The sequence below is a fragment of the uncultured Chloroflexus sp. genome, from assembly GCF_937951745.1.
Classification (GTDB): domain Bacteria; phylum Chloroflexota; class Chloroflexia; order Chloroflexales; family Chloroflexaceae; genus Chloroflexus.
Genome location: NZ_CALFBQ010000089.1, coordinates 1 through 18369, shown reverse-complemented (window position 1 = coordinate 18369; position 18369 = coordinate 1). Strand labels below are relative to the sequence as shown.

At 59.8% G+C, this 18369-nt stretch carries 14 protein-coding genes; 8 read left to right on the top strand and 6 right to left on the bottom strand.

Features of this window, described 5'->3' with window-relative positions; all coding sequences use genetic code 11:
* The coding region (locus Q1A59_RS17700) for a helicase (RefSeq protein WP_299645316.1) at nt 1–2204 on the bottom strand (2204 nt) is incomplete at its 3' end.
* A gap of 363 nt (nt 2205–2567) precedes the next feature.
* Here Q1A59_RS17700 and Q1A59_RS17695 point away from each other — a divergent pair.
* Both Q1A59_RS17695 and Q1A59_RS18200 read left to right on the top strand, forming a co-directional pair.
* Nucleotides 2568–3395, top strand: a complete 828-nt coding sequence (locus Q1A59_RS17695) for an alpha/beta fold hydrolase (protein WP_298406536.1) — start codon at nt 2568–2570, stop codon at nt 3393–3395.
* A gap of 543 nt (nt 3396–3938) precedes the next feature.
* On the top strand, nt 3939–4142 hold the full coding sequence (locus Q1A59_RS18200) for a hypothetical protein (protein WP_366144874.1): 204 nt from the start codon (nt 3939–3941) through the stop codon (nt 4140–4142).
* Between the two features lie 222 nt (nt 4143–4364).
* On the opposite strand, the gene Q1A59_RS17685 is transcribed toward Q1A59_RS18200, so the two are convergent.
* Nucleotides 4365–4694, bottom strand: a complete 330-nt coding sequence (locus Q1A59_RS17685; protein WP_298406538.1) for a multidrug efflux SMR transporter — start codon at nt 4692–4694, stop codon at nt 4365–4367.
* Nucleotides 4695–4829: 135 nt separating this feature from the next.
* The gene (locus Q1A59_RS17680) at nt 4830–5711 is read right to left on the bottom strand and encodes a LysR family transcriptional regulator (protein ID WP_298406539.1); all 882 of its coding nucleotides are present in this window, start codon (nt 5709–5711) and stop codon (nt 4830–4832) included.
* A 303-nt stretch (nt 5712–6014) separates the two neighbouring features.
* On the opposite strand from Q1A59_RS17680, the gene Q1A59_RS17675 reads away from it, so the two are divergent.
* The gene (locus Q1A59_RS17675; RefSeq protein WP_298406540.1) at nt 6015–7589 is read left to right on the top strand and encodes a proton-conducting transporter membrane subunit; all 1575 of its coding nucleotides are present in this window, start codon (nt 6015–6017) and stop codon (nt 7587–7589) included.
* Between the two features lie 135 nt (nt 7590–7724).
* Nucleotides 7725–10238: a YbcC family protein gene (locus Q1A59_RS17670; RefSeq protein ID WP_298406542.1), complete on the top strand. Its 2514-nt coding sequence runs from the start codon at nt 7725–7727 to the stop codon at nt 10236–10238.
* A gap of 69 nt (nt 10239–10307) precedes the next feature.
* On the opposite strand, the gene lon is transcribed toward Q1A59_RS17670, so the two are convergent.
* The 3 genes from lon to Q1A59_RS17655 all read right to left on the bottom strand — a co-directional run bounded on the left by lon (nt 10308) and on the right by Q1A59_RS17655 (nt 15640).
* Complete coding sequence (gene lon, locus Q1A59_RS17665) at nt 10308–12746, bottom strand: endopeptidase La (protein WP_298406544.1); 2439 nt, start codon at nt 12744–12746, stop codon at nt 10308–10310.
* A gap of 270 nt (nt 12747–13016) precedes the next feature.
* Nucleotides 13017–15176 (bottom strand): molybdopterin cofactor-binding domain-containing protein, encoded by a 2160-nt coding sequence (locus Q1A59_RS17660; RefSeq protein ID WP_298406546.1) that lies wholly within the window; start codon nt 15174–15176, stop codon nt 13017–13019.
* Nucleotides 15173–15640: a (2Fe-2S)-binding protein gene (locus tag Q1A59_RS17655; RefSeq protein WP_298406548.1), complete on the bottom strand. Its 468-nt coding sequence runs from the start codon at nt 15638–15640 to the stop codon at nt 15173–15175. The genes Q1A59_RS17660 and Q1A59_RS17655 overlap by 4 nt, the downstream gene beginning before the upstream one ends.
* Nucleotides 15641–15809: 169 nt before the next feature.
* On the opposite strand from Q1A59_RS17655, the gene Q1A59_RS17650 reads away from it, so the two are divergent.
* The 4 genes from Q1A59_RS17650 to Q1A59_RS17635 all read left to right on the top strand — a co-directional run.
* Nucleotides 15810–16580 (top strand): triacylglycerol lipase, encoded by a 771-nt coding sequence (locus Q1A59_RS17650; protein WP_298406550.1) that lies wholly within the window; start codon nt 15810–15812, stop codon nt 16578–16580.
* Nucleotides 16581–16762: 182 nt separating this feature from the next.
* Nucleotides 16763–17752, top strand: coding sequence for a signal recognition particle-docking protein FtsY (gene ftsY, locus Q1A59_RS17645; protein ID WP_298406552.1), 990 nt, complete (start codon nt 16763–16765; stop codon nt 17750–17752).
* Nucleotides 17753–17834: 82 nt separating this feature from the next.
* The gene (locus Q1A59_RS17640) at nt 17835–18038 is read left to right on the top strand and encodes a Trm112 family protein (RefSeq protein ID WP_298406553.1); all 204 of its coding nucleotides are present in this window, start codon (nt 17835–17837) and stop codon (nt 18036–18038) included.
* Nucleotides 18031–18369: hypothetical protein (locus tag Q1A59_RS17635; protein ID WP_298490638.1), on the top strand; the 339-nt coding region annotated here is incomplete at its 3' end. The genes Q1A59_RS17640 and Q1A59_RS17635, both read left to right, overlap by 8 nt.

Sequence of the window (18369 nt, the reverse complement as noted above, 5' to 3'; positions counted from 1 at the left end):
GGCGGCTCGGCGCGGGTGGGCGGCTCGGCGCGGGTGGGCGGCTCGGCGCGGGTGGGCGGCTCGGCGCGGGCGGGCGGCTCGGCGCGGGCGGGCGGCTCGGCGCGGGCGGGCGGCTCGGCGCGGGCGGGCGGCTCGGCGCGGGTGGCCTTGGCTGGCGGCAATGACGGCATTGGAATCGCCACTTCCACCTCGCCACCCAACACCGCCAGCAGCCAATCCATGTCAACGCGGGCCAGCGGCTCGAATAGCGGATCGGTGCGTTGATCGAGGGCAATATCGTAAGCCAGTGGCAAAATGGTCTCAAGCTGCTCGTATAGCCATTCAGCCAAGCCGTTCCCATTCGGTTGGGCATCAACAAAATACAGATGCTGCGTGGCCGGATCGTAAGCGGTCACGCAATCTTCCAGCCGGGCCAGCGTGCGCAGCGCGATCGCAGCGACACACGACCATCCTGCCAATTGGCCAGTAACATTCAGCGGCTGAGTGAGGCGCACCCAAATCGCCGGACTATTCCATTGTTGGGTAATCGGTTCTGGCAACGCGCGTTCTTGAGCCGGGTTCCGCCCAACCTGCTCGCGGTAGGCGTAGGTCGTCTCTTCGATCGTGACCCGTCCCCAACCTACGTGCGGCCCTCTACCGACGCGCGCGCGCCGCAGTTCGCGCTGCGCCCATTCGTCCCGAATCCGTACCTGACAGCGGCGCAGCGGCAGAGTGCGCCGGCCAGCGTGGGCAGCCAGCGTCACTGTGCCATGCTCGTCGTCGCGCGCGATAACCTGTTGCCCGCCGCACAATGGTGGCAGCGCGGCAGCCGGGTGTGCCCAGCGACCGGCAATAGACGGATCAACTATCCCGGTCTCACGCCCTTGCTCATCAAGGAGATGGAGCGGTTCCATGCCGGCGGCATGCAGGGCAAGGGGAATATACGGATCGCTCTGTGTGCCCGGCAACCAGATTGGCGTCCGATCAGGCAGGCGATAGAGATACTGCTGAGTTGCGAGCCGTTCAACCATAGCCGTAAGTTGCCACTGTTGGATCTCATCGTCGCGCAATGGTTGCTCACTGGCAGCGCAGACCAGATGGAGCGCGGCGACAAACGGGTTCAGCGGCGCGGGCGGCCATACCGGTGGTTGCAGCAACGGCCACGTGGCCATATCGGTCACCGCCAGCCGTTGCAGGGCCGGTTCGCTGATCCCGCGTCCCAACAGCAGAATCACAAGTGCAGCCCCGCTGTCGAGCGCAGCCTGAAGCGCAGCGCCGGTCTGAGTGCTAGTCACGATCTGCACATGCGCCGGGAGCGGGCTAGTGCCGGCGCTAAACCGCTCGGAGGCAACGGTTGACCGCACGTGACCGATCTCGTAGGGGGTGGCGACCACTTGCACGCTAGCGCCAGCCGCTAAGAAGGTGTCAGCCAGCCGCGTGATCTCGCTTTGGCGATCGCCATCGCTCTGCCAAAGCGCTAACGTTGTAGCTGGATGGGGGAGATCGCTGGCTGGTGTGACCCGCCATTCGCGCCCGCTGAGTAGGTGCAGCGCCGCTTCAGCGTTGCTGACCGGCGCGACTGTGCCGCCGAGCGCAAGCGGGTGCGGCGTGAGCCGGCTGGCGCGGAGCAGAATCATACTGAGGTGGCCGGCGGCAATGCCGTAATAGGTGTGGAGATCGGCGATGGCGATGAAACGCAACTGGCGCCAGAAGTAGCGCCATGCCCGGTCATGAAAGCGGAGCAGCGAGCCGTGCAATTCGGGCAGGGTTGTAACGACCAGCCGGGCCGCCGGCGCAGCGCGGCGCTTCGCTCCGTTGGTAGCAACAATCGGTATGGCAGGCTGGCAAAAACGCGCGAGCGCAGCAGCTTCGCGCTCGTGGAGCACAGCTTGATCAGCGTCGGGCGCGATCAATAGTGCTGTAGCCTGCGGTTCATTCCGCAGTAAATCCAACGCCAACAGATGCAAACTAGCCCGACTGAGCGTGCCGCTAGCGGTAATAGCAAACGGCGCGCCGCGCCGGAGGGCGGCCAGCGCGATCGATTGCGCTTGAAAAAACGGGGTGCCAATTGCGCGCACCCATGCCTCATTTAGTGCCTGATCGACCGGCAGATGGCTGATGCGCGCGCCGTCAGCGGCGGGGATCCGGCGCAGCGCGATGAGCGGCGATGGCGATCGCCCGGATCGTTCAGCCAGCGTTTGCAGAATGTCGATCAGGTCGCTCATAGACTCTCGATTTCAGTACTCCCGCCTCTTCCGCAGTGGCGCAGTATGCTTTCTCTCCACTCGCAAGAACGCGAGGGCAGACTAACGCTATGATAATGTACTTTACCGGTTCCTTGGCAGTCTGTAAACTTCAAGTTTGAATACGTTGCTCACAAATAGTGCAAGCCTTCTGCATTGGACGTTGGTTGTGTCATTAGGTAGGCATTCTGCACCCGCAGTAATCTCACGTTTGCGCGCGCATCAGTGCGAACAGATTCGTTCCCGCAGTCGCAGAAGATTGCTTCGCCGCCTGCCGGCGGATCGCACTGGCAAGCGATGAGCATGGTATACTCCTGCCGGTTCCATCGACAATGAGGTGATTCAATGCGTTCACGCTGGTTGCGAGTTAACGGGTACCAATTGCACTGGATCGAAGCCGGGCGCGGGTCGGCAGTGTTGCTGTTGCACGGCTTTGCCGGCTCGTGCGCCGATTGGGAACCGACGGTGGCCTGGCTAGCCGATCATGGTTACCGGGCGTTGGCGGTCGATGCCTTAGGGTTTGGACGTTCAGAGAAGCCGGTTCATGCGCCATACGGGCTTGAGTTGCAGAGCGATCTCTATGCGGGGTTGCTGGCGGCGCTTGGCATTGAACGGGCAACGCTTGTGGCCCATTCGATGGGCGGCAAATATGCGCTGGCGACGGCCATTCGCCATCCTGATCGGGTGGCGCGGTTGGCGTTGGTAGCAACTGATGGCTTTGTCGAGCCATCGCCGCTAACGATTATCGGGGGCTGGCCGGTGATTGGCGAGACGATCCTCTGGCTGTCGGCGCACCCGGCAGTAGTGCGCGCGTTCTTGTCGGCAGCCTTTCACAACCCTGTGCCACACGTGAACGCTGAACTGATCGAACGTGGGCGCGAGGCGATTAGCGGTGCGGCCAACCGGCGCGCACTCACGGCGCTAAGCCGGCGGTATGCGGCGACTGATTTGACCCTGACCGGCTTGCGCGCGCGGTTGCATGAAATTCACGCGCCTACCTTGCTTGTCTGGGGCGCACAGGATCGGGTCTTTTCGCTTCGGTATGCCGAAACAGCTCGCCGTGAAATCCCCGGCGCTCAACTTGTTGTGATCCCACAGTGTGGTCATTTTCCGCATATCGAAGCGGCGCGCGCTTTTCGTGGCCTCTTGAGTGGATTTTTAGCCCCGCTGTAGGTCTTTTTGGCGCCGTTTGCTCCTCTGTTGAAGTGTATCTATTAGTAGAAACATTACGGAGGAGCGATCGTATGAAGCAGCTCGATGTCTGTCAGGTAAAGCGCCCCTATACGACCCATCTGGTTCCCGCTTCGGCATGTGTTGACTATACCGAGCCTACCGACCGTCCGTGCATCGGTGATCTATTGGTGGCCGAGGTGCTGAGTTTAGGTAAGCATTCCACCATTGAATCAACTACCGGACAGATCATCAATATTTTCCCCGGTGATATCTTGATTGGCGCTTTTGGCAATCGCTACGCCACCGGCCAGTACGAAGGGTACGTGCCGACGCAGTGGCCTGAAACGTGTGATCTGCTTTCTATTGGCGGCGTATGTGGCGAAGTGGTTTCGGCGCACAGTTCAATGGCTGCTCCGACGCTCCTGCGTATGCTAGGGGCGCTGTGCCGCGCCGATAGGCGCCCGCTTAATCTGTGCTCATTTGCGCTGCTGGCGCCATCGATTGCCGGTCAGCGGACAAACGATCCTAGTTGTCGGTACGGCGATGAACTCTGGCAAGACGACGACAGGCGGGACGCTCGCACAGGCGTTGTCGCGGGCTGGTTGCCGCGTTGCGGTCGTCAAGATTACCGGCACGGCAGTCGGTAAGGACGGTCGCTTCTTTATGAGCTGTGGCGCGTCGCCAGTGTTCGATTTTACCACCTGCGGCTTCCTGTCTACCTATATGCCCAGCGAAGCCGAGTTGTGATGAAGGGTGCTGGTGGTGTCAGCGGATGCAGTCGCTTGATCAGCGCACGCAACTGTTCTGGTGGCGTGCGGTTGGTTGGAAACATGCGGGCCAGTGCAAAGAGCCGAACCAACCGCTGCAATAGGATCTGTTTCATAGTGGTGTGAGCGTTAGGTTACATAACAAGTTCACTCTAGCATCGAATAACGATGAACTTCAACAACAACATATTCATCGCATCCGTTATGCTTCAACTTTTGATAGGAGATTGAGGATGACAACCCCAATAATGATGAAACTAATCCCAATCATTGCCCACATATCAAGGGTTTGACCGTATAACACCCATGCAATGGCTGTGATCAAGACAATGCCAATGCCTGACCAGATCGCATACGCAATACCGACCGGAATGGCTTCGAGCGCCAGCGACATCATGTAAAACGAAATAGCATAACCGGCAACCACAATAATCGATGGTAGTAAACGGGTAAAACCAGCGCTAGCCTTGAGGGCTGAGGTGGCGATCACTTCTGTCAAAATGGCCATCATCAGAAACAGCCAGTATTTCATACGTCTATGCCCCTTGTTCAGAGTCGGGTTTGAGAGACACAAAACTAGAGTATGCACGCGCTCATAGGCACGGTGGGCCACAGCGGGAGAGTGAAATCGGTCGAATGGAGAGGACCCCGTTCAAGCGAGGTGAACTTAATCGGGGGCGGCAGGTTTGGTCAATACCCTGTCTAACAGTGGATTGGGGAAGCGGCGTGCAATGGTGATCGCGCAGAAGCTCTCGGCGAGGTCGGGCAAATTGGCATACTCGACCAGCATCCCGTTGTCGAGTTCATCTTTGACCACGATCGGCGGCATTACCGATAAGCCGCTGTGTTCGCGCGCCATCAACCGCAGCATGGCCATGTCGTCAGCCTCAGCAACAATCCACGGTTCAATACCTAAACGGTGCATTAGAGCATCAAAACCGGCGCGCACCGTCGATTCAGGCGAAGGCACGACGAGCGGCTCGGTACGCAGCAACACGTCGAGCGGTTTCTGGTACCGGTCAGCGCGCGGATGGCCGATCAACCCTACCGGTTGCGTGTCGATCACGTGAATGATCCACGGCGCGTCTTGATCGCGGGGAGGCGCTACATCCGATAGCACCACGTCGAGATCGTACAACCTGAGGCTATTGAGGAGGTCGTCAAGAGTGCCTGAGCGGATAATCACCTTGACGTTGAGATCGATCAGCAGCGGGCGCAGAAAGCGCACCTGAAAATTGCGCGAGAGGGTTGATAGTGCGCCGACGCGCAACACCTTTTGCCGGGTTTCGGCCAAGCGGCCAAAGGTGCCGAGCAGTTCGTCGCCTTTGGCGAAGATCGCGTCGGCAAAGTCGAGCGCAATGTGGCCGGCTTCAGTCAGTACGAGCCGGCGGCCTACTCGCTCGAACAGCGGTTGGCCTAGATAATCTTCGAGCGCGCTGATCTGCATCGAGAGCGCCGATTGGGCGATGTTGTGTTTGCGCGCAGCGCGGGTGAGGTTGCCTTCGTGGGCCACGATCCAGAAATACCGCAGATGATGATAATTTAACATAACGTTCCGGTATACCCACCGTAGAGCCGCACGGACGTGCGGCTGCTGCCCTGCGTTGCCATAGATGCGGTGCGGCGCAGGCTGTGCGGCTGCTGCCCTGCGTTGCCATAGATGCGGTGCGGCGGCTATGCGTTCCCCTCCATCCACCACCAGTATGCCAGATTGCTCGTTTTGATGCAATGATGCGCTTAGTCTTTTGTTCTTTAAATACGAACAAATTATACAGAAACATATATTTTTCTGATTGAATAGCCCATGCTACTATCCAACTATCGACCAATCACACAAGGAGGGTTCGACGGTATGGAAGGGATGTTGGCGCTTTTGGGTTATCTTGCACCGCTGTCGCTGACAGTTGTGGCGCTGTGGGCGGCACTCGACCGGTTGCGTTCGGTTGAGCTAGTGTTTCAGGTTGGGCGGGTGGTGAGCATTGGTGCGTTCGGCTTGATGCTCACATTAGGGATCGTGGTCTTGACCACTGGCCCGCAGGTAAGCCCGTTGATCGGGATTGGCGAGGTGGGGCTGTCGCTGCGCCTCGATGCACTCAGTGTGATGATGTCGTGGTTGGTGACGTTGCTGGGCGCGTTGTTGATCCAGTTTAGCCGCAACTATCTCGATGGCGATCCGCGTCAGAAGGTCTTTTTCATCCGGTTATATCTGACGGTCAGCGCCGTTTTGCTGATGGTGCTGGCCGGCAATCTCTGGCAGTTGGTGGTGGCGTGGATCGCGATGAGCCTTGCCCTGCATGAGCTGCTGGTGTTTTACCCTGACCGGCCACGCGCGATTCGGGCGGCGCGCAAGAAGTTTATTGTGGCCCGTGTTGGTGATGTGGCGCTGATTAGCGCAGCGGTGTTGATAGCGCAAGCGTTTGGTACCACCGATCTCGGCCAGATCCGTAACGCGACAAGCGCGGCGTTGGCGTCCGGCGCGATCCCGGCGGGCGCTGCAACAGCCGCTATCTTGATCGTGATCGCGGCGGCGCTCAAGTCGGCGATGTTCCCCTTTCACGGCTGGTTGCTCGAGGTGATGGAGACGCCGACGCCGGTGTCGGCCCTGCTGCACGCCGGTCTGCTCAATGCCGGTATCTTCTTGGTGGTGCGGTTTGGTGAACTGGTCTTCTTGTCTACGCCGGCGGTGATGTTGCTCATCGTGCTTGGCGGCTTTACTGCCCTCTTCGCCTCGTCGGCGATGATTACCCAGAGTAGCGTTAAGGTTTCGTTGGCCTACTCAAGCGCGGCCCACATGGGCTTTATGTTGATGCTGTGCGGCTTTGGTGCGCATACGGTGGCGATTATGCACCTAATTGCCCACTCGTGCTACAAGGCCCACGCTTTTCTCTCGTCGGGCAGCATTATTGAGTATGTGCGCAATACCGGCGCACAGAAACTGGATAAGGCGCCGAATCCGCTGGCGTTGCTGGTGAATATGGCGGTTGCAGGAGCGATGTTTGTAGGGGTGGCGACTGCCATTGGGATCGACATTACCAAGCGACCGGGTGAGTCGGCGATGATCACGATCTTTATGGCGGCTGTTGCCTACCTGTTGGTCAAGGGCAACACTGGCAAAGCGCCGCTCTATGTCGTTGCGCGCACGATGGGGATGGCGGCGTTGGTGACTGTTGCCTTCTTCGTCCTTGAAGTGATTGCCGAGGTGTTGCTCGGCGGGGCGGTGGTGGTCTATCCGGCGCTGAGCATGCCGGTGATGATGATGGTGATCGGCGCGGTAATTGTCTTTGTTGCGGTGATGATGTTCAGCGCCTTCTTGCCGGCGTTCGCTAATCTCCCAGCGTGGCGCGCGTTCTATGTCCATCTCAAGCATGGCTTCTACGCCAATGCGCTGTTTGATCGGGCGCTCGATGCCTTCCGGTTGGCGCGGTGATGGCGTAAGACACGGATACGCACGGGCCTGATGGCACCCAGATAGATACGGATTGGATCGGACACGGATAGATACGGGCCTGACAGCCCACGTGATGTGATAGAGGAGTCAATCCAATGTATGGAGGAAGCGCCAATGACTCTGGTTGAGACCAATATCCAACTGCAAGTTATCGCTGCGCCGAGCCGGGAGCTGACTGCGGAAGCGATCATCGCAGCCGCCAAGCGGGCCGAACAGCGAATTGCGCCACTATGGCCGCTGCGCTACTTTGTTGCCGTTAATCCGTATTTGGGCTTGATCGATCACTCATTTGCGGATGCGGCCCAACTGTTGGCGCGACGGGCCGGCGCCAAGATGACTGCGCCGCGCTCGTTTTACGCCGAGGCGATTCAGAGTGGGCGCATCACCGATGATGATTTGGCGGCGGCGATTGCATCTGGCGTGCCGTTCCCCGGCGCGCCGGCGACGGTGGCGGCGTTGAAGGCGTTTGCCTTCAGCCGCGCGCCGGAGCCGTTGATCGAGACTCTGCCTACCGTGGCTGATGTCGCTGCTAAGCTGACCGGTACGCCGTGGGCTGATATTGTCACCGACTCGATTTCAAACTGGGCCGGTGCCTATTTTGATCTGGGCCAGTCGTATTGGCGCTCACCGTGGGCCAATCTGCCGGCATTCGCGGCGTGGCGGGCCGAAGCCGCCTTCGACCGCACGCCGTTGGTACGAGGTGCGCGCGCGTTCCAGCGCGTGTTGCGGGAAATGCCTAAGACCGCGCCGGAGACGATCGTGGCTGCCGTTGAGTTGTTGCAGATCCCGGCCAATGGTCTTGAGGCCTACTGCCATCGCCTTTTGCTGTCAATCCACGGTTGGGCCGGCTATGCCCGCTATCTGCGCTGGAATGCCGAACTCTACGGCGGTCAAGACCAGACCTTGACCGATTTGCTGGCGATCCGGTTGGTGTGGGAAGTAGCGTTGTGGCGCAGCTTTGCCCGCGCCGGTTTGGCCGAGGCGTGGCAGCAGCGCAGAGGTGCATTGGAGCATGATCAGGGAGATGAAGCGGCTAAGCGGGCGCTTGGCGGCGATCTTTTGCTGCAACGCGCCTTCGAGCATGCGTATCGGCGCCAGTTGTTCGCTCGTCTTGGTGCGCCGGCACCGGCGGTTGCCGCAACCCGTAAGCGCGCGCAAGCCGCCTTCTGCATCGACGTGCGCTCAGAGGTCTTTCGTCGCGCACTGGAAACGGTGACGGACGAGGTTGAGACGATTGGGTTTGCCGGGTTCTTTGGCTTCCCAATTGAATACATCCCGCTGGCTGAGACGCAGGGCGGTGCGCAGTGCCCGGTCTTGTTAACGCCGCAGTTCGTGATTGCCGAGTCGGTCGATGGGCAAACATCGACTGAGGTTGAAGCTGCTATTGCCAAGCGCGCAATGAACCAGCGCGTAGCCAAGGCGTGGCGGATGTTCAAGTTTGGCCCGGTCTCGTGCTTCGGCTTCGTCGGGCCGGTCGGCTTGGCCTATCTGCGCAAGCTGCTGCTCGACACGCTCGGCATCACCCGTCCGGTGCCGCATCCGGCGACGTTTGGCCTTGATGCGGCAACGCGCGCACGGGTTAAGCCGAGTCTCGCACCGCATACGATCAATGGCCGCCGTGTTGGTATGACAATCGACCAACAGATTGCTGCCGCTGAAGGTGCGCTCAAGGCAATGTCGCTGACCAGTCATTTTGCCCGTCTCGTGCTGTTGGCCGGCCATGGGTCAACGACCGTGAATAACCCGCATGCGACCGGTCTTGATTGCGGTGCGTGCGGTGGTCATACCGGCGAAGCCAATGTGCGGGTTGCAGTGCAGATTCTGAATAATGCGGCGGTGCGGGCCGGTCTGCGTGAGCGCGGGATCGCCATTCCTGATGATACCGTGTTCCTCGCTGGTTTACACGACACAACCACCGATGACGTGACGATCTTTGATGAAACGGATGTTCCTGCCACTCATGCCGATGATCTCAAGCGCCTGAAGGCCGACTTAGCCGCTGCTGGTCGGTTGGCGCGCACCGAGCGCGCTGCGTTGTTGAGGATTGATGCTCAGGCCAATGTCGATCGGGCGGTTCGCCGGCGTAGCAAAGATTGGTCGCAAGTGCGACCAGAATGGGGGTTGGCTGGTTGTGCTGCATTCATTGCTGCGCCACGTGAGCGCACTGCGGGGGTGAAGCTGGACGGGCGCTCATTCTTGCACAACTACGACTGGCGGCAGGATGAGGGCTTTGGTGTGCTAGAGTTGATCATCACTGCACCCATGATCGTGGCGAGCTGGATCAACCTGCAATACTACGGTTCGACGGTCGATAACCGGGTTTTCGGTAGTGGTAACAAGACGTTGCATAACGTGGTCGGTACGCTCGGTGTGCTTGAAGGCAACGCTGGCGACCTGCGGGTCGGGCTGCCGTGGCAGTCGGTTCACGACGGCGAGAAGTATGTCCACGAACCGGTGCGCTTGCACGTGCTGATTGAAGCGCCGCTTGATGCGATGACCGCGATTATTGCCAAGCACGAGCATGTCCGTCAGTTGCTCGACCACGGCTGGCTATACCTGTTTGCGATGAACGAAGCCGGCAAGGTGACGCACCAGTACGTTGGCGGGTTGCAGTGGCAGGCCTGTTAATTATGCTCTCACATCGGATGGCGGTGCAGCACATCATCGGCCTCGTGCTGCACCGCGATCCTCGCCTGCTCAGGCCACCGGCACCTCATCGGCCCGTTGCGCTACGGTAATCGTCGGTGCCGTTTCTCCCGGCGGCAGCAGGGCAATGCTTAACACCTCATCGAGTGTCTCAACCGGGATGAAGGTCATGTCGGCACTAACGGCGGGCGGCAGATCGTCGAGGTCGAGCATATTGCGCTTGGGTAAGATGATGGTGCGGATGCCGGCCCGGTGCGCGCCGAGTGCCTTCTCTTTGATGCCGCCGATCGGTAATACCCGTCCGCGCAGCGAAATTTCACCCGTCATCGCGAGGTCGTCGCGCACCAGTCTACCGGTGGCGGCTGAAGCCAACGCTGTCGCCATCGTAATCCCCGCCGAAGGGCCATCTTTCGGCACCGCTCCTGCCGGCACGTGAATGTGGATGGCGTGAGTCTCGAAGAAATCCGGTTCGATGCCGAGCGAGCGGGCACGCGAACGGACGTAGGTCAGCGCGGCTTCGGCGCTCTCGCGCATAATATCGCCGAGCTGGCCGGTTATCCGCAGCTCCTTCTTCCCTTCGACGGCACTCGCCTCGACAAAGATAATATCGCCGCCGACCGGCGTCCAGACCAGCCCGATTGCCACGCCGGGTTGGTCAAGCCGCTCGCGGGTCTCGTTGGTGAAGCGAGGCCGGCCCAACGCCGTGCGCACAAAGGCGGCATCGACCACGAACGGCAAGCTGGTTTGATCAATCTCGCCTTCGCTGAGGCGGCGGGCGACTTTGCGCAGCACTGCGCCGATTGAGCGTTCGAGATTGCGCACGCCGGCTTCACGGGTGTATTCGTTGATGATGCAGCGCAGCGCCTCTTCACTCACTGCCGCCTCTTCGGGGCGCAAGCCGTTGGCGCGCAACTGGCGCGGTACCAGATGACGCTGCGCGATCTGCACCTTGTCGTCTTCGATATAGCCCGATAGCTCAATTACCTCCATCCGGTCACGTAACGCTGGCGGTACCGTATCCCACGTGTTAGCAGTAGCGAGAAACAGCACCCGCGAGAGATCGAACGGCAGATTAAGATAATGATCGGTAAAGGTGTGGTTCTGTTCCGGGTCGAGCACCTCGAGCAACGCGGCTGCCGGATCGCCACGGTAATCCATGCCGAGCTTATCAATTTCATCGAGCAAGATCACCGGGTCAGCCGTACCGGCCCGGCGCAGCTCTTGGATGATCCGGCCCGGTTGCGAACCGATGTAGGTGCGGCGGAAGCCGCGCAGCTCAGCTTCGTCACGCACGCCACCCAAACTCATGCGCACGAAACTGCGCCCCAAAGCGCGAGCAATGCTCTGGCCGAGGCTGGTCTTGCCGACGCCGGGAGGGCCAACGAACGCGAGGATCGGCTCGCGGTTGGCGCGCAAGTTTTCTTCCCCCAACAGCGCGCGGCGCTGCTTGACCGCCAAATATTCGAGGATGCGCTCTTTGACCTTCTGCAAGCCGTGATGGTCTTCATCGAGCACCTGCCGAGCATAGGCGATGTCAATCGGCTGGCCAGTATAGGTGTTCCACGGTAATTCGGCCAACCACTCAAGGTAAGTACGTACCATCTGATATTCCGGCGAGCTGGCGTTAATCCGGGCCAGCCGACTCAGCTCGCGATCTGCCTCTTTACGTGCCACCTCGGGCAGGTTAGCGGCGGCTAGCTTCTGGCGCAGATCGTCCAGCTCAGCCGCTTCGCTTGTATCTTCCCCCAACTCCTTTTGGATCGCCTTCAACTGCTGGCGCAGATAAAACTCGCGCTGCTGCTTGGCTGCGCTCTCTTGCACCTCTTGGCGCAGGCGGGCCTGCACTTCGAGCAGCGCGAACTGTTTGCGGTAGAATTCACGCACTTTGCGTAGTCGTTCGACCACATCGAACGTTTCGAGTAATTCTTGCCGCTCAGCTAAGGTGTAGTCAGGTGAATAACCGGTATTGTCGGCCAGATGGCCGGGATCATCGATCGAGCGCACAAAGTTGCGAATTTCTTGCGTTACGCCGGGGCGCAATTCAAGCACGGCGTCGATAGCGGCATGCACCTCGACCATCAATTGTTCGAGTTCAGGGGTGCGCTCGAAGACATCGGGTCGGCGGGTGAAGCTGAAGCGGAGGTAAGGCGTAGTCTGGGTTGCTTCAACTAGTTCGGCCCGCACCAACCCGCGCACGACTACGCCGGTTGCGCCGTTCGGCAGAGTGCCGAGTTGTTCGATACGAGCGACAACGCCAACCCGGAAGAGTTGTTCGGTAATTGGTGCATCGGCTGATGCATCAGGCCGGCGAGTCGCTAGCAACACCTTGCGCCCCTCACGCGCGGCAGCTTCAGCCGCCGCCGCCCCTAGCTCATCGAGGGTTACGCTCACCACGGTATAGGGAAAGACCACTGCCCCTTCGAGCGGAATCAGCGGCAGCGTCTCTGGTGTTTCTGCGCTCGATTGTTCGTGCAGTGTCTCATCACTCATAGTGTGTCTCCCGATTGGTAAGCGGAACAAATATTCCGCGCTATTGGTATTGTGAAACTCGATGGGAAACCTGTCAACGGGAGTAGAAAAGTTCTAGTAAAAATCTAACAGAGAGGCAGAGGGGTGAAGATGCAGAGTGCCTAAAGGTGGCAACAGGAGCTAAACGCGAAGGCGCGAGAATGCTAAGGAACGCAGGAGGCATTGCCTCTGGAGCCGTTCTACCAACTCTTGCGCTTTTTGCGCCCTTCGCGCCTTCGCGTTCTTTGGGTTTCACGCTATCGGCAAGCGCCGCTTGCGTTCTCCGGTTAGGGCGAATACGGCGTTCGCCACTGCTGCGGCGATTGGCCCCATCGGCGGTTCGCCGCCGCCAAAGGGTTGGTCGCCACTGCGCAGAATCTGCACCGCTACTTCCGGCGCGTCGGCGATGGTCAGCAGCGGGTAGCGATCGAAGTTGCCGGCGTCGATTCGGCCCTCGCTGATGGTGACCTGCTCGAACAGAGTGGCGCTCAGGCCCATCATGATCCCGCCTTCGGTTTGGGCGGCCAACCCGTCGGGGTTAATCGCTAGACCGGGATCGACTGCGGCCCACACCCGATAGACCCGCAGTTTGTCGCCTTCGTACCCGACTTCGGCGATGTGGGCTGCCACCGTGTTCATATCCACGCTGCACGCGATCCCGCGCGCCCGGCCCGCCGGCGCCGGTTGACCCCAACCGGCCATCTCGGCCACGGCTAGCAGCGTTGCGCGGAAGCGTTGGCCCAGTTCGCTTTCCGGCAGGTGGCGCAGCCGGAATTCGAGCGGATCGCTGCCGGCAGCATGCGCTAGTTCGTCAATAAAGCTTTCCACTGCAAAGACGTTCGCCAGTAGCCCAAGCCCGCGCCATGGCCCGGTCGGTACCGGTAGCTCGACCGTCTGTGATGTAACAAGCAGATTGGGAATGGCGTAGACCAACCGTGCTCCTCGCCACGCGCCGAAGTCGCTGCCCAGCAGCCAGCGCAGCGGTGCGGGAATGAAATCGAAGAGGACACTGCCGCTAGCGTGACGCTGTTCAAGCGCGATGATGTTGCCTTGGGCGTCTAGTGCAGCCCGAAAGGCGGCGTAGGTCGGCGGGCGCAAGTAGCTGTGGCGAAACTCCTCGGTGCGCGTCCAGCCAACGTGTACCGGTTTGCCCACTGCCGCCGAGAGGATGGCGGCTTCGTTGGCGGCGGTGATCAACAGTTTGCGTCCAAATCCGCCGCCGAGATAGGTGGGTGTGACTTCGACCGTGTCGGCTGGCCGGCCCAACGTCGCAGCAATCGATTCGGCCACCTGCACCGGCGATTGGGTGCTGACCCATGCCCTTACCCGGTCAGGTTGGACATCAACCAGCGCTGCTTGCGGTTCAAGATTAGCATGGGCGGCCAGCGGTGTCTGGTAGACCGCTTCGACGAGGCGTGCGCTATGCATGGCTGCTGCGGGGTCGCCGTGCTGCTGAATCGGAGTTCCCGATCTGGCCTGCGCTGCCAGTCGCTCTTCGAGATCGTGGTGAGTAAACGGTGGTGGTAGTTCCCATTCGAGATCAAGATCATTCAGCGCAGCGTAAGCAGTGAGGCGCGACTCGGCTACTACTCCGGCAACACCGTCGCGAATGACAACCTGTACCACGCCACGCCGCTCGAGCGCCGTGCCGGGTGCAGCCCGGCGCAGTTTCGCGCCAAGTCGTGGCGGACGGGCTACGGCGCCGTAAAGCATACCTTCGACGCGAGCATCGTAACCATAGATCGCCGCGCCGCGCACTTTAGCCGGCAAATCGAGCCTTGACACCGGCTGGCCGATGATTCGCCATCGATCAGGCGGAGTCAGTGGTGCAGCCTCTTCCGGCGCTTGCCATTCACGCGGTTGCGCTGCCAACTCACCAAACCCGATCCGGCGAGCCGGATTGGCCGGATCGATCACGAAGCCCTGCTCGATTTCAGCCTGAGCAATGCCAAGCTGTTCGGCCCCAGCAGCGCGCAACATCTCGCGCAAGGTGGCTGCCGTCTCGCGGATAATAGGAAAGAGACCCATCATCGAGTACGAGGCGCTGGTGCCGGCAGGATCGCGCACCGGCCCGATTGAACTGCTCTGCGTCACGCTGATCTGTTCCCAAGCTATCCCCAACTCTTCGGCGGCCAGTTGGGCCAGCGCAGTATGGACACCTTGGCCCATTTCTACCTTCGGCATCGCCATCACTACCCGGCCATTAGGCTGGATCGCAAACCAGATTGCTGGCTCTTTGGGAAACGATGCCGGCGGCCCAGTGCCGTCGCCAAGCAGATCGGCCAATGCCAGCCGCGCTGCCGGCAAACCCAGCGTTGCACCGAGCGCCAAGCCACCGCCTACGATTCCCAACCCGATCAGAAAGCCGCGCCGAGTCATGCGCCAGCGTTGCGTGCGAGCGTCGCGCTTCATGCTGCGCCCTCCTTTATCAATTCGGCGGCCCGCCGTACTGCTCGTGCAATGCGCGCGTATGCGCCGCAGCGGCAGTAGTTATAACGCATCGCCGCGATCATTTCATCGTGGGTCGGGTTGGGATTATTGGCGAGCAAAGCCGCGGCGGTCATCATCTGCCCGCTCATACACCAGCCGCACTGTGGCACTTGCAACTCGAGAAAGGCCTGCTGCACTGGATGCAGTCGCTCACCTTCCGCTAATCCCTCGATCGTCGTAATATGCGCACCGGCCAGCGTTGTGATCATCGTCTGGCAACTGCGGGTGGCGACGCCATTGATATGCACGGTACATGCGCCACAAATGCCGGCGCCGCATCCAAACTTTGTTCCGGTTAAGCCTAACTCGTCGCGTAACACGTAAAGCAGGGGCCGCACCGGTTCATCGGCGACGGTATAGGGCTGGCCGTTAATTAGAACTTCCATGAGTGTCCTCTACCTATGCTAGTCAAGACTATATCTGGGCAGGGAAGAGCAAAGTGTGGTGGTCTACAATTAGGTTCTCTTAGAACGTTGGTGCGCACCAAGGAGCCTCTTTTCTTGCTTAATGTGGTACAATTACTGTGCAATACCTGTTCATAGTATACTACCAATAATGAATACTGTACCCATTCTCATCGTTGGCGGTTTCGGAAGCGAACCACAACTCTACAATCCACTCCGCACCTACCTTGGCGAGGTAAGCGGTCGGCCCGTGTTTATTACCCCGATCAATCGGCTTGATTGGGCATGGGTGACGCTGACCGACAGTTACGCCGAGCTGCTGCGCAAACTCGATCGGACGGTTAACGAACTCTTGGCCCGAACTGGGAGTGCGCGGGTGACGTTGGTTGCCCACAGCGCCGGTGGTGTGCTGGCTCGTATCTTTCTCGGTGACCAGCCGTATCGTGGGCGAGTGTACAATGGCCATCAGCGAGTTGATATGCTCATTACGCTTGGCACACCGCAGCGCACAAACCGCGAGGGACGCATCGGCGGTCTCAACCAGATTCGCTGGGCCGAAGAGCGCTACCCGGGCGCATACTGGTCGGACGTATGCTACGTGAGTGTGATCGGGCGTAGTATCTTCGGTGATCCGAATGGCCCGCCTCCTGAACGAGGCGCATACCAAAGTTACCGTCTGATCAGCAGCGAAGGCGCGCAGTGGGGTGATGGCGTTGTACCGCTCGACGACGGCCTGTTGCCCGGTTCATTACAAATCGTCATCCCCGGCTTACGCCACGATCCCCGTCCCGATCGGCTCTGGTACGGTTCTAGCCCAGCCACGGTCGCCGTGTGGTGGCAAGCTGCGGCTGCGTATGCTGCTACCCATACGAGTGTGATCGGCTATAATCAAAGCAAGCTGCCGGTTGGGCTTGCACGCTGACTTGAGCGAGTATGCTTCATCAGTGTGCGGAGCATCTGTGCGTTGACCGGCGCCTACCGTCTTATTATTAGTCTTAAGCGGATCATGTATTCCACGCGACTCCAGTTGGGTACAGGTGTATCCGCGCAAGGGCATGCACGATCTCACTACGCCTTTGCGTGACTACCATAGTGAGGAATCTTATGTTTCGCCGTCTCTTTGGCCGTGCGCAAGATGCTCCCCGCAGCGAAGAAGAAGCTGCCCGCGAAGAAGCGCAGGTTTCGGCATCGCTCGAAAAATCGCGGCAGGGCATTTTTGGTCGGATCGCTAAACTCTTTGCGAGTGACGATCCGATTACCGATCAGTTGTGGGATGAGCTGGAAGAGGCGTTGATTCAAGCTGATGTCGGGCTAGAAACAACCCAGTATCTGGTTAATCGCACGATTGACCGCGTTAATCGCCACGGCGTCAAGAAAGCGCGCGAAGCGCGTGAGATGCTGAAGGCCGAAATGGTGCGCACCTTTGCCGAATATGCTGGCCAGCAGCGGCCCGACGCAAAGCCGTATGTGATCTTGGTCGTTGGTGTGAATGGTGCCGGGAAGACAACCCTGATCGCTAAATTGGCGCACCGCTACAAGAACCGTTTTGGCAAAAAGGTGCTGCTCGCCGCCGGCGATACCTTCCGGGCTGCTGCTACCGAGCAGCTCGAGACGTGGGCCGAACGGGCCGGTGTGCCGTGTGTCAGCCTTGGTCAAGGCGCTGACGCGGCGGCAGTGGTGTATAAGGCGATCGACGCTGCGCTCGAGCAAGATATCGATGTCTTGATCATCGATACCGCTGGCCGTTTGCATGCCAAGTACAACCTCATGCAAGAGTTGGAGAAGATTCGCAACATTATTGCCCGCAAACTGCCCGGTGCGCCCCACGAGACGATTCTCGTGATCGATGCGACTACCGGCCAGAATGGGGTGTTGCAGGCGAAAGCCTTTCTCAAGGCCGCTGGTGTGACCGATGTGGCAGTGACAAAGATGGATGGGACGGCTAAGGGTGGAATAGCGTTTGCGATTGCTCAAGACATCGAGCGGCCAATTCGCTACATCGGCACCGGTGAAAAGCTCGATGACCTCGCCTTATTCGATGCGCAGACCTTCGTCGACGCGCTGTTTGCCGAGCCAAAAACCGTAAAACCTTAAAATTATAAACCCGTAGCAACATAGCGCCGCTGTGTTACTACGGGTTTGCCGTGTTACTGTGTCAGTACGTGCAGGTGACGCTATGTCGGTCGAAATTGTCAAATGCCCATCGTGCAAGCAAAAACTGGCTATCTTTCCGTACATCCCTGTCGGCGGGCAGCTCGTCTGTGCCAATCGCAACTGTGGCGCCAGCATTCGTCTCGTCTCGCGTAAGCCGCTGCGGGTCGAGCTGGTACCGGAAGAAGCAACTTACACCGTCGATTACCGTCCGGAGTCGTATGGTTGATCGGCGGCTGGTTGCCACGCTCTGTCTGCTCGGTTGTGCTGTCTTGCTCGCCGGCTGTCTGCTCATCAGCGGTGAGCAGACAACAGTTTCCTTACAAGGCAGCGCAGCCAACATCCTGACAACCTTCGTCAGCGCCGAGGGCAGCGACGAATACCGGGTGCCGGCCTTGCCGGCCAACACCGAGGCGCAGGCCATTGTTATGCTCGCAGTTGAGTCGGGTGATGTGCAGATCGACCTCATCCAGCCCGACGGCGCGATCTCCTTTGTGCTCGCCAGCCGACCGGGGGCGCAGGTGACGCGCAGTGGCCCGATTCGCAGTGATGCCGAGGGA

Bases quoted from the DNA above. Each gene is read 5' to 3' on its own strand.
- Q1A59_RS17655 (WP_298406548.1), bottom strand. From the start codon at position 15,640: ATGGAAGTTCTAATTAACGGCCAGCCCTATACCGTCGCCGATGAACCG.
- Q1A59_RS17680 (WP_298406539.1), bottom strand. From the start codon at position 5,711: ATGTTAAATTATCATCATCTGCGGTATTTCTGGATCGTGGCCCACGAA.
- Q1A59_RS17660 (WP_298406546.1), bottom strand. From the start codon at position 15,176: ATGAAGCGCGACGCTCGCACGCAACGCTGGCGCATGACTCGGCGCGGC.
- Q1A59_RS17670 (WP_298406542.1), top strand. From the start codon at position 7,725: ATGACTCTGGTTGAGACCAATATCCAACTGCAAGTTATCGCTGCGCCG.
- Q1A59_RS18200 (WP_366144874.1), top strand. From the start codon at position 3,939: ATGAACTCTGGCAAGACGACGACAGGCGGGACGCTCGCACAGGCGTTG.
- Q1A59_RS17675 (WP_298406540.1), top strand. From the start codon at position 6,015: ATGGAAGGGATGTTGGCGCTTTTGGGTTATCTTGCACCGCTGTCGCTG.
- Q1A59_RS17650 (WP_298406550.1), top strand. From the start codon at position 15,810: ATGAATACTGTACCCATTCTCATCGTTGGCGGTTTCGGAAGCGAACCA.
- Q1A59_RS17695 (WP_298406536.1), top strand. From the start codon at position 2,568: ATGCGTTCACGCTGGTTGCGAGTTAACGGGTACCAATTGCACTGGATC.
- ftsY (WP_298406552.1), top strand. From the start codon at position 16,763: ATGTTTCGCCGTCTCTTTGGCCGTGCGCAAGATGCTCCCCGCAGCGAA.
- lon (WP_298406544.1), bottom strand. From the start codon at position 12,746: ATGAGTGATGAGACACTGCACGAACAATCGAGCGCAGAAACACCAGAG.
- Q1A59_RS17640 (WP_298406553.1), top strand. From the start codon at position 17,835: ATGTCGGTCGAAATTGTCAAATGCCCATCGTGCAAGCAAAAACTGGCT.
- Q1A59_RS17685 (WP_298406538.1), bottom strand. From the start codon at position 4,694: ATGAAATACTGGCTGTTTCTGATGATGGCCATTTTGACAGAAGTGATC.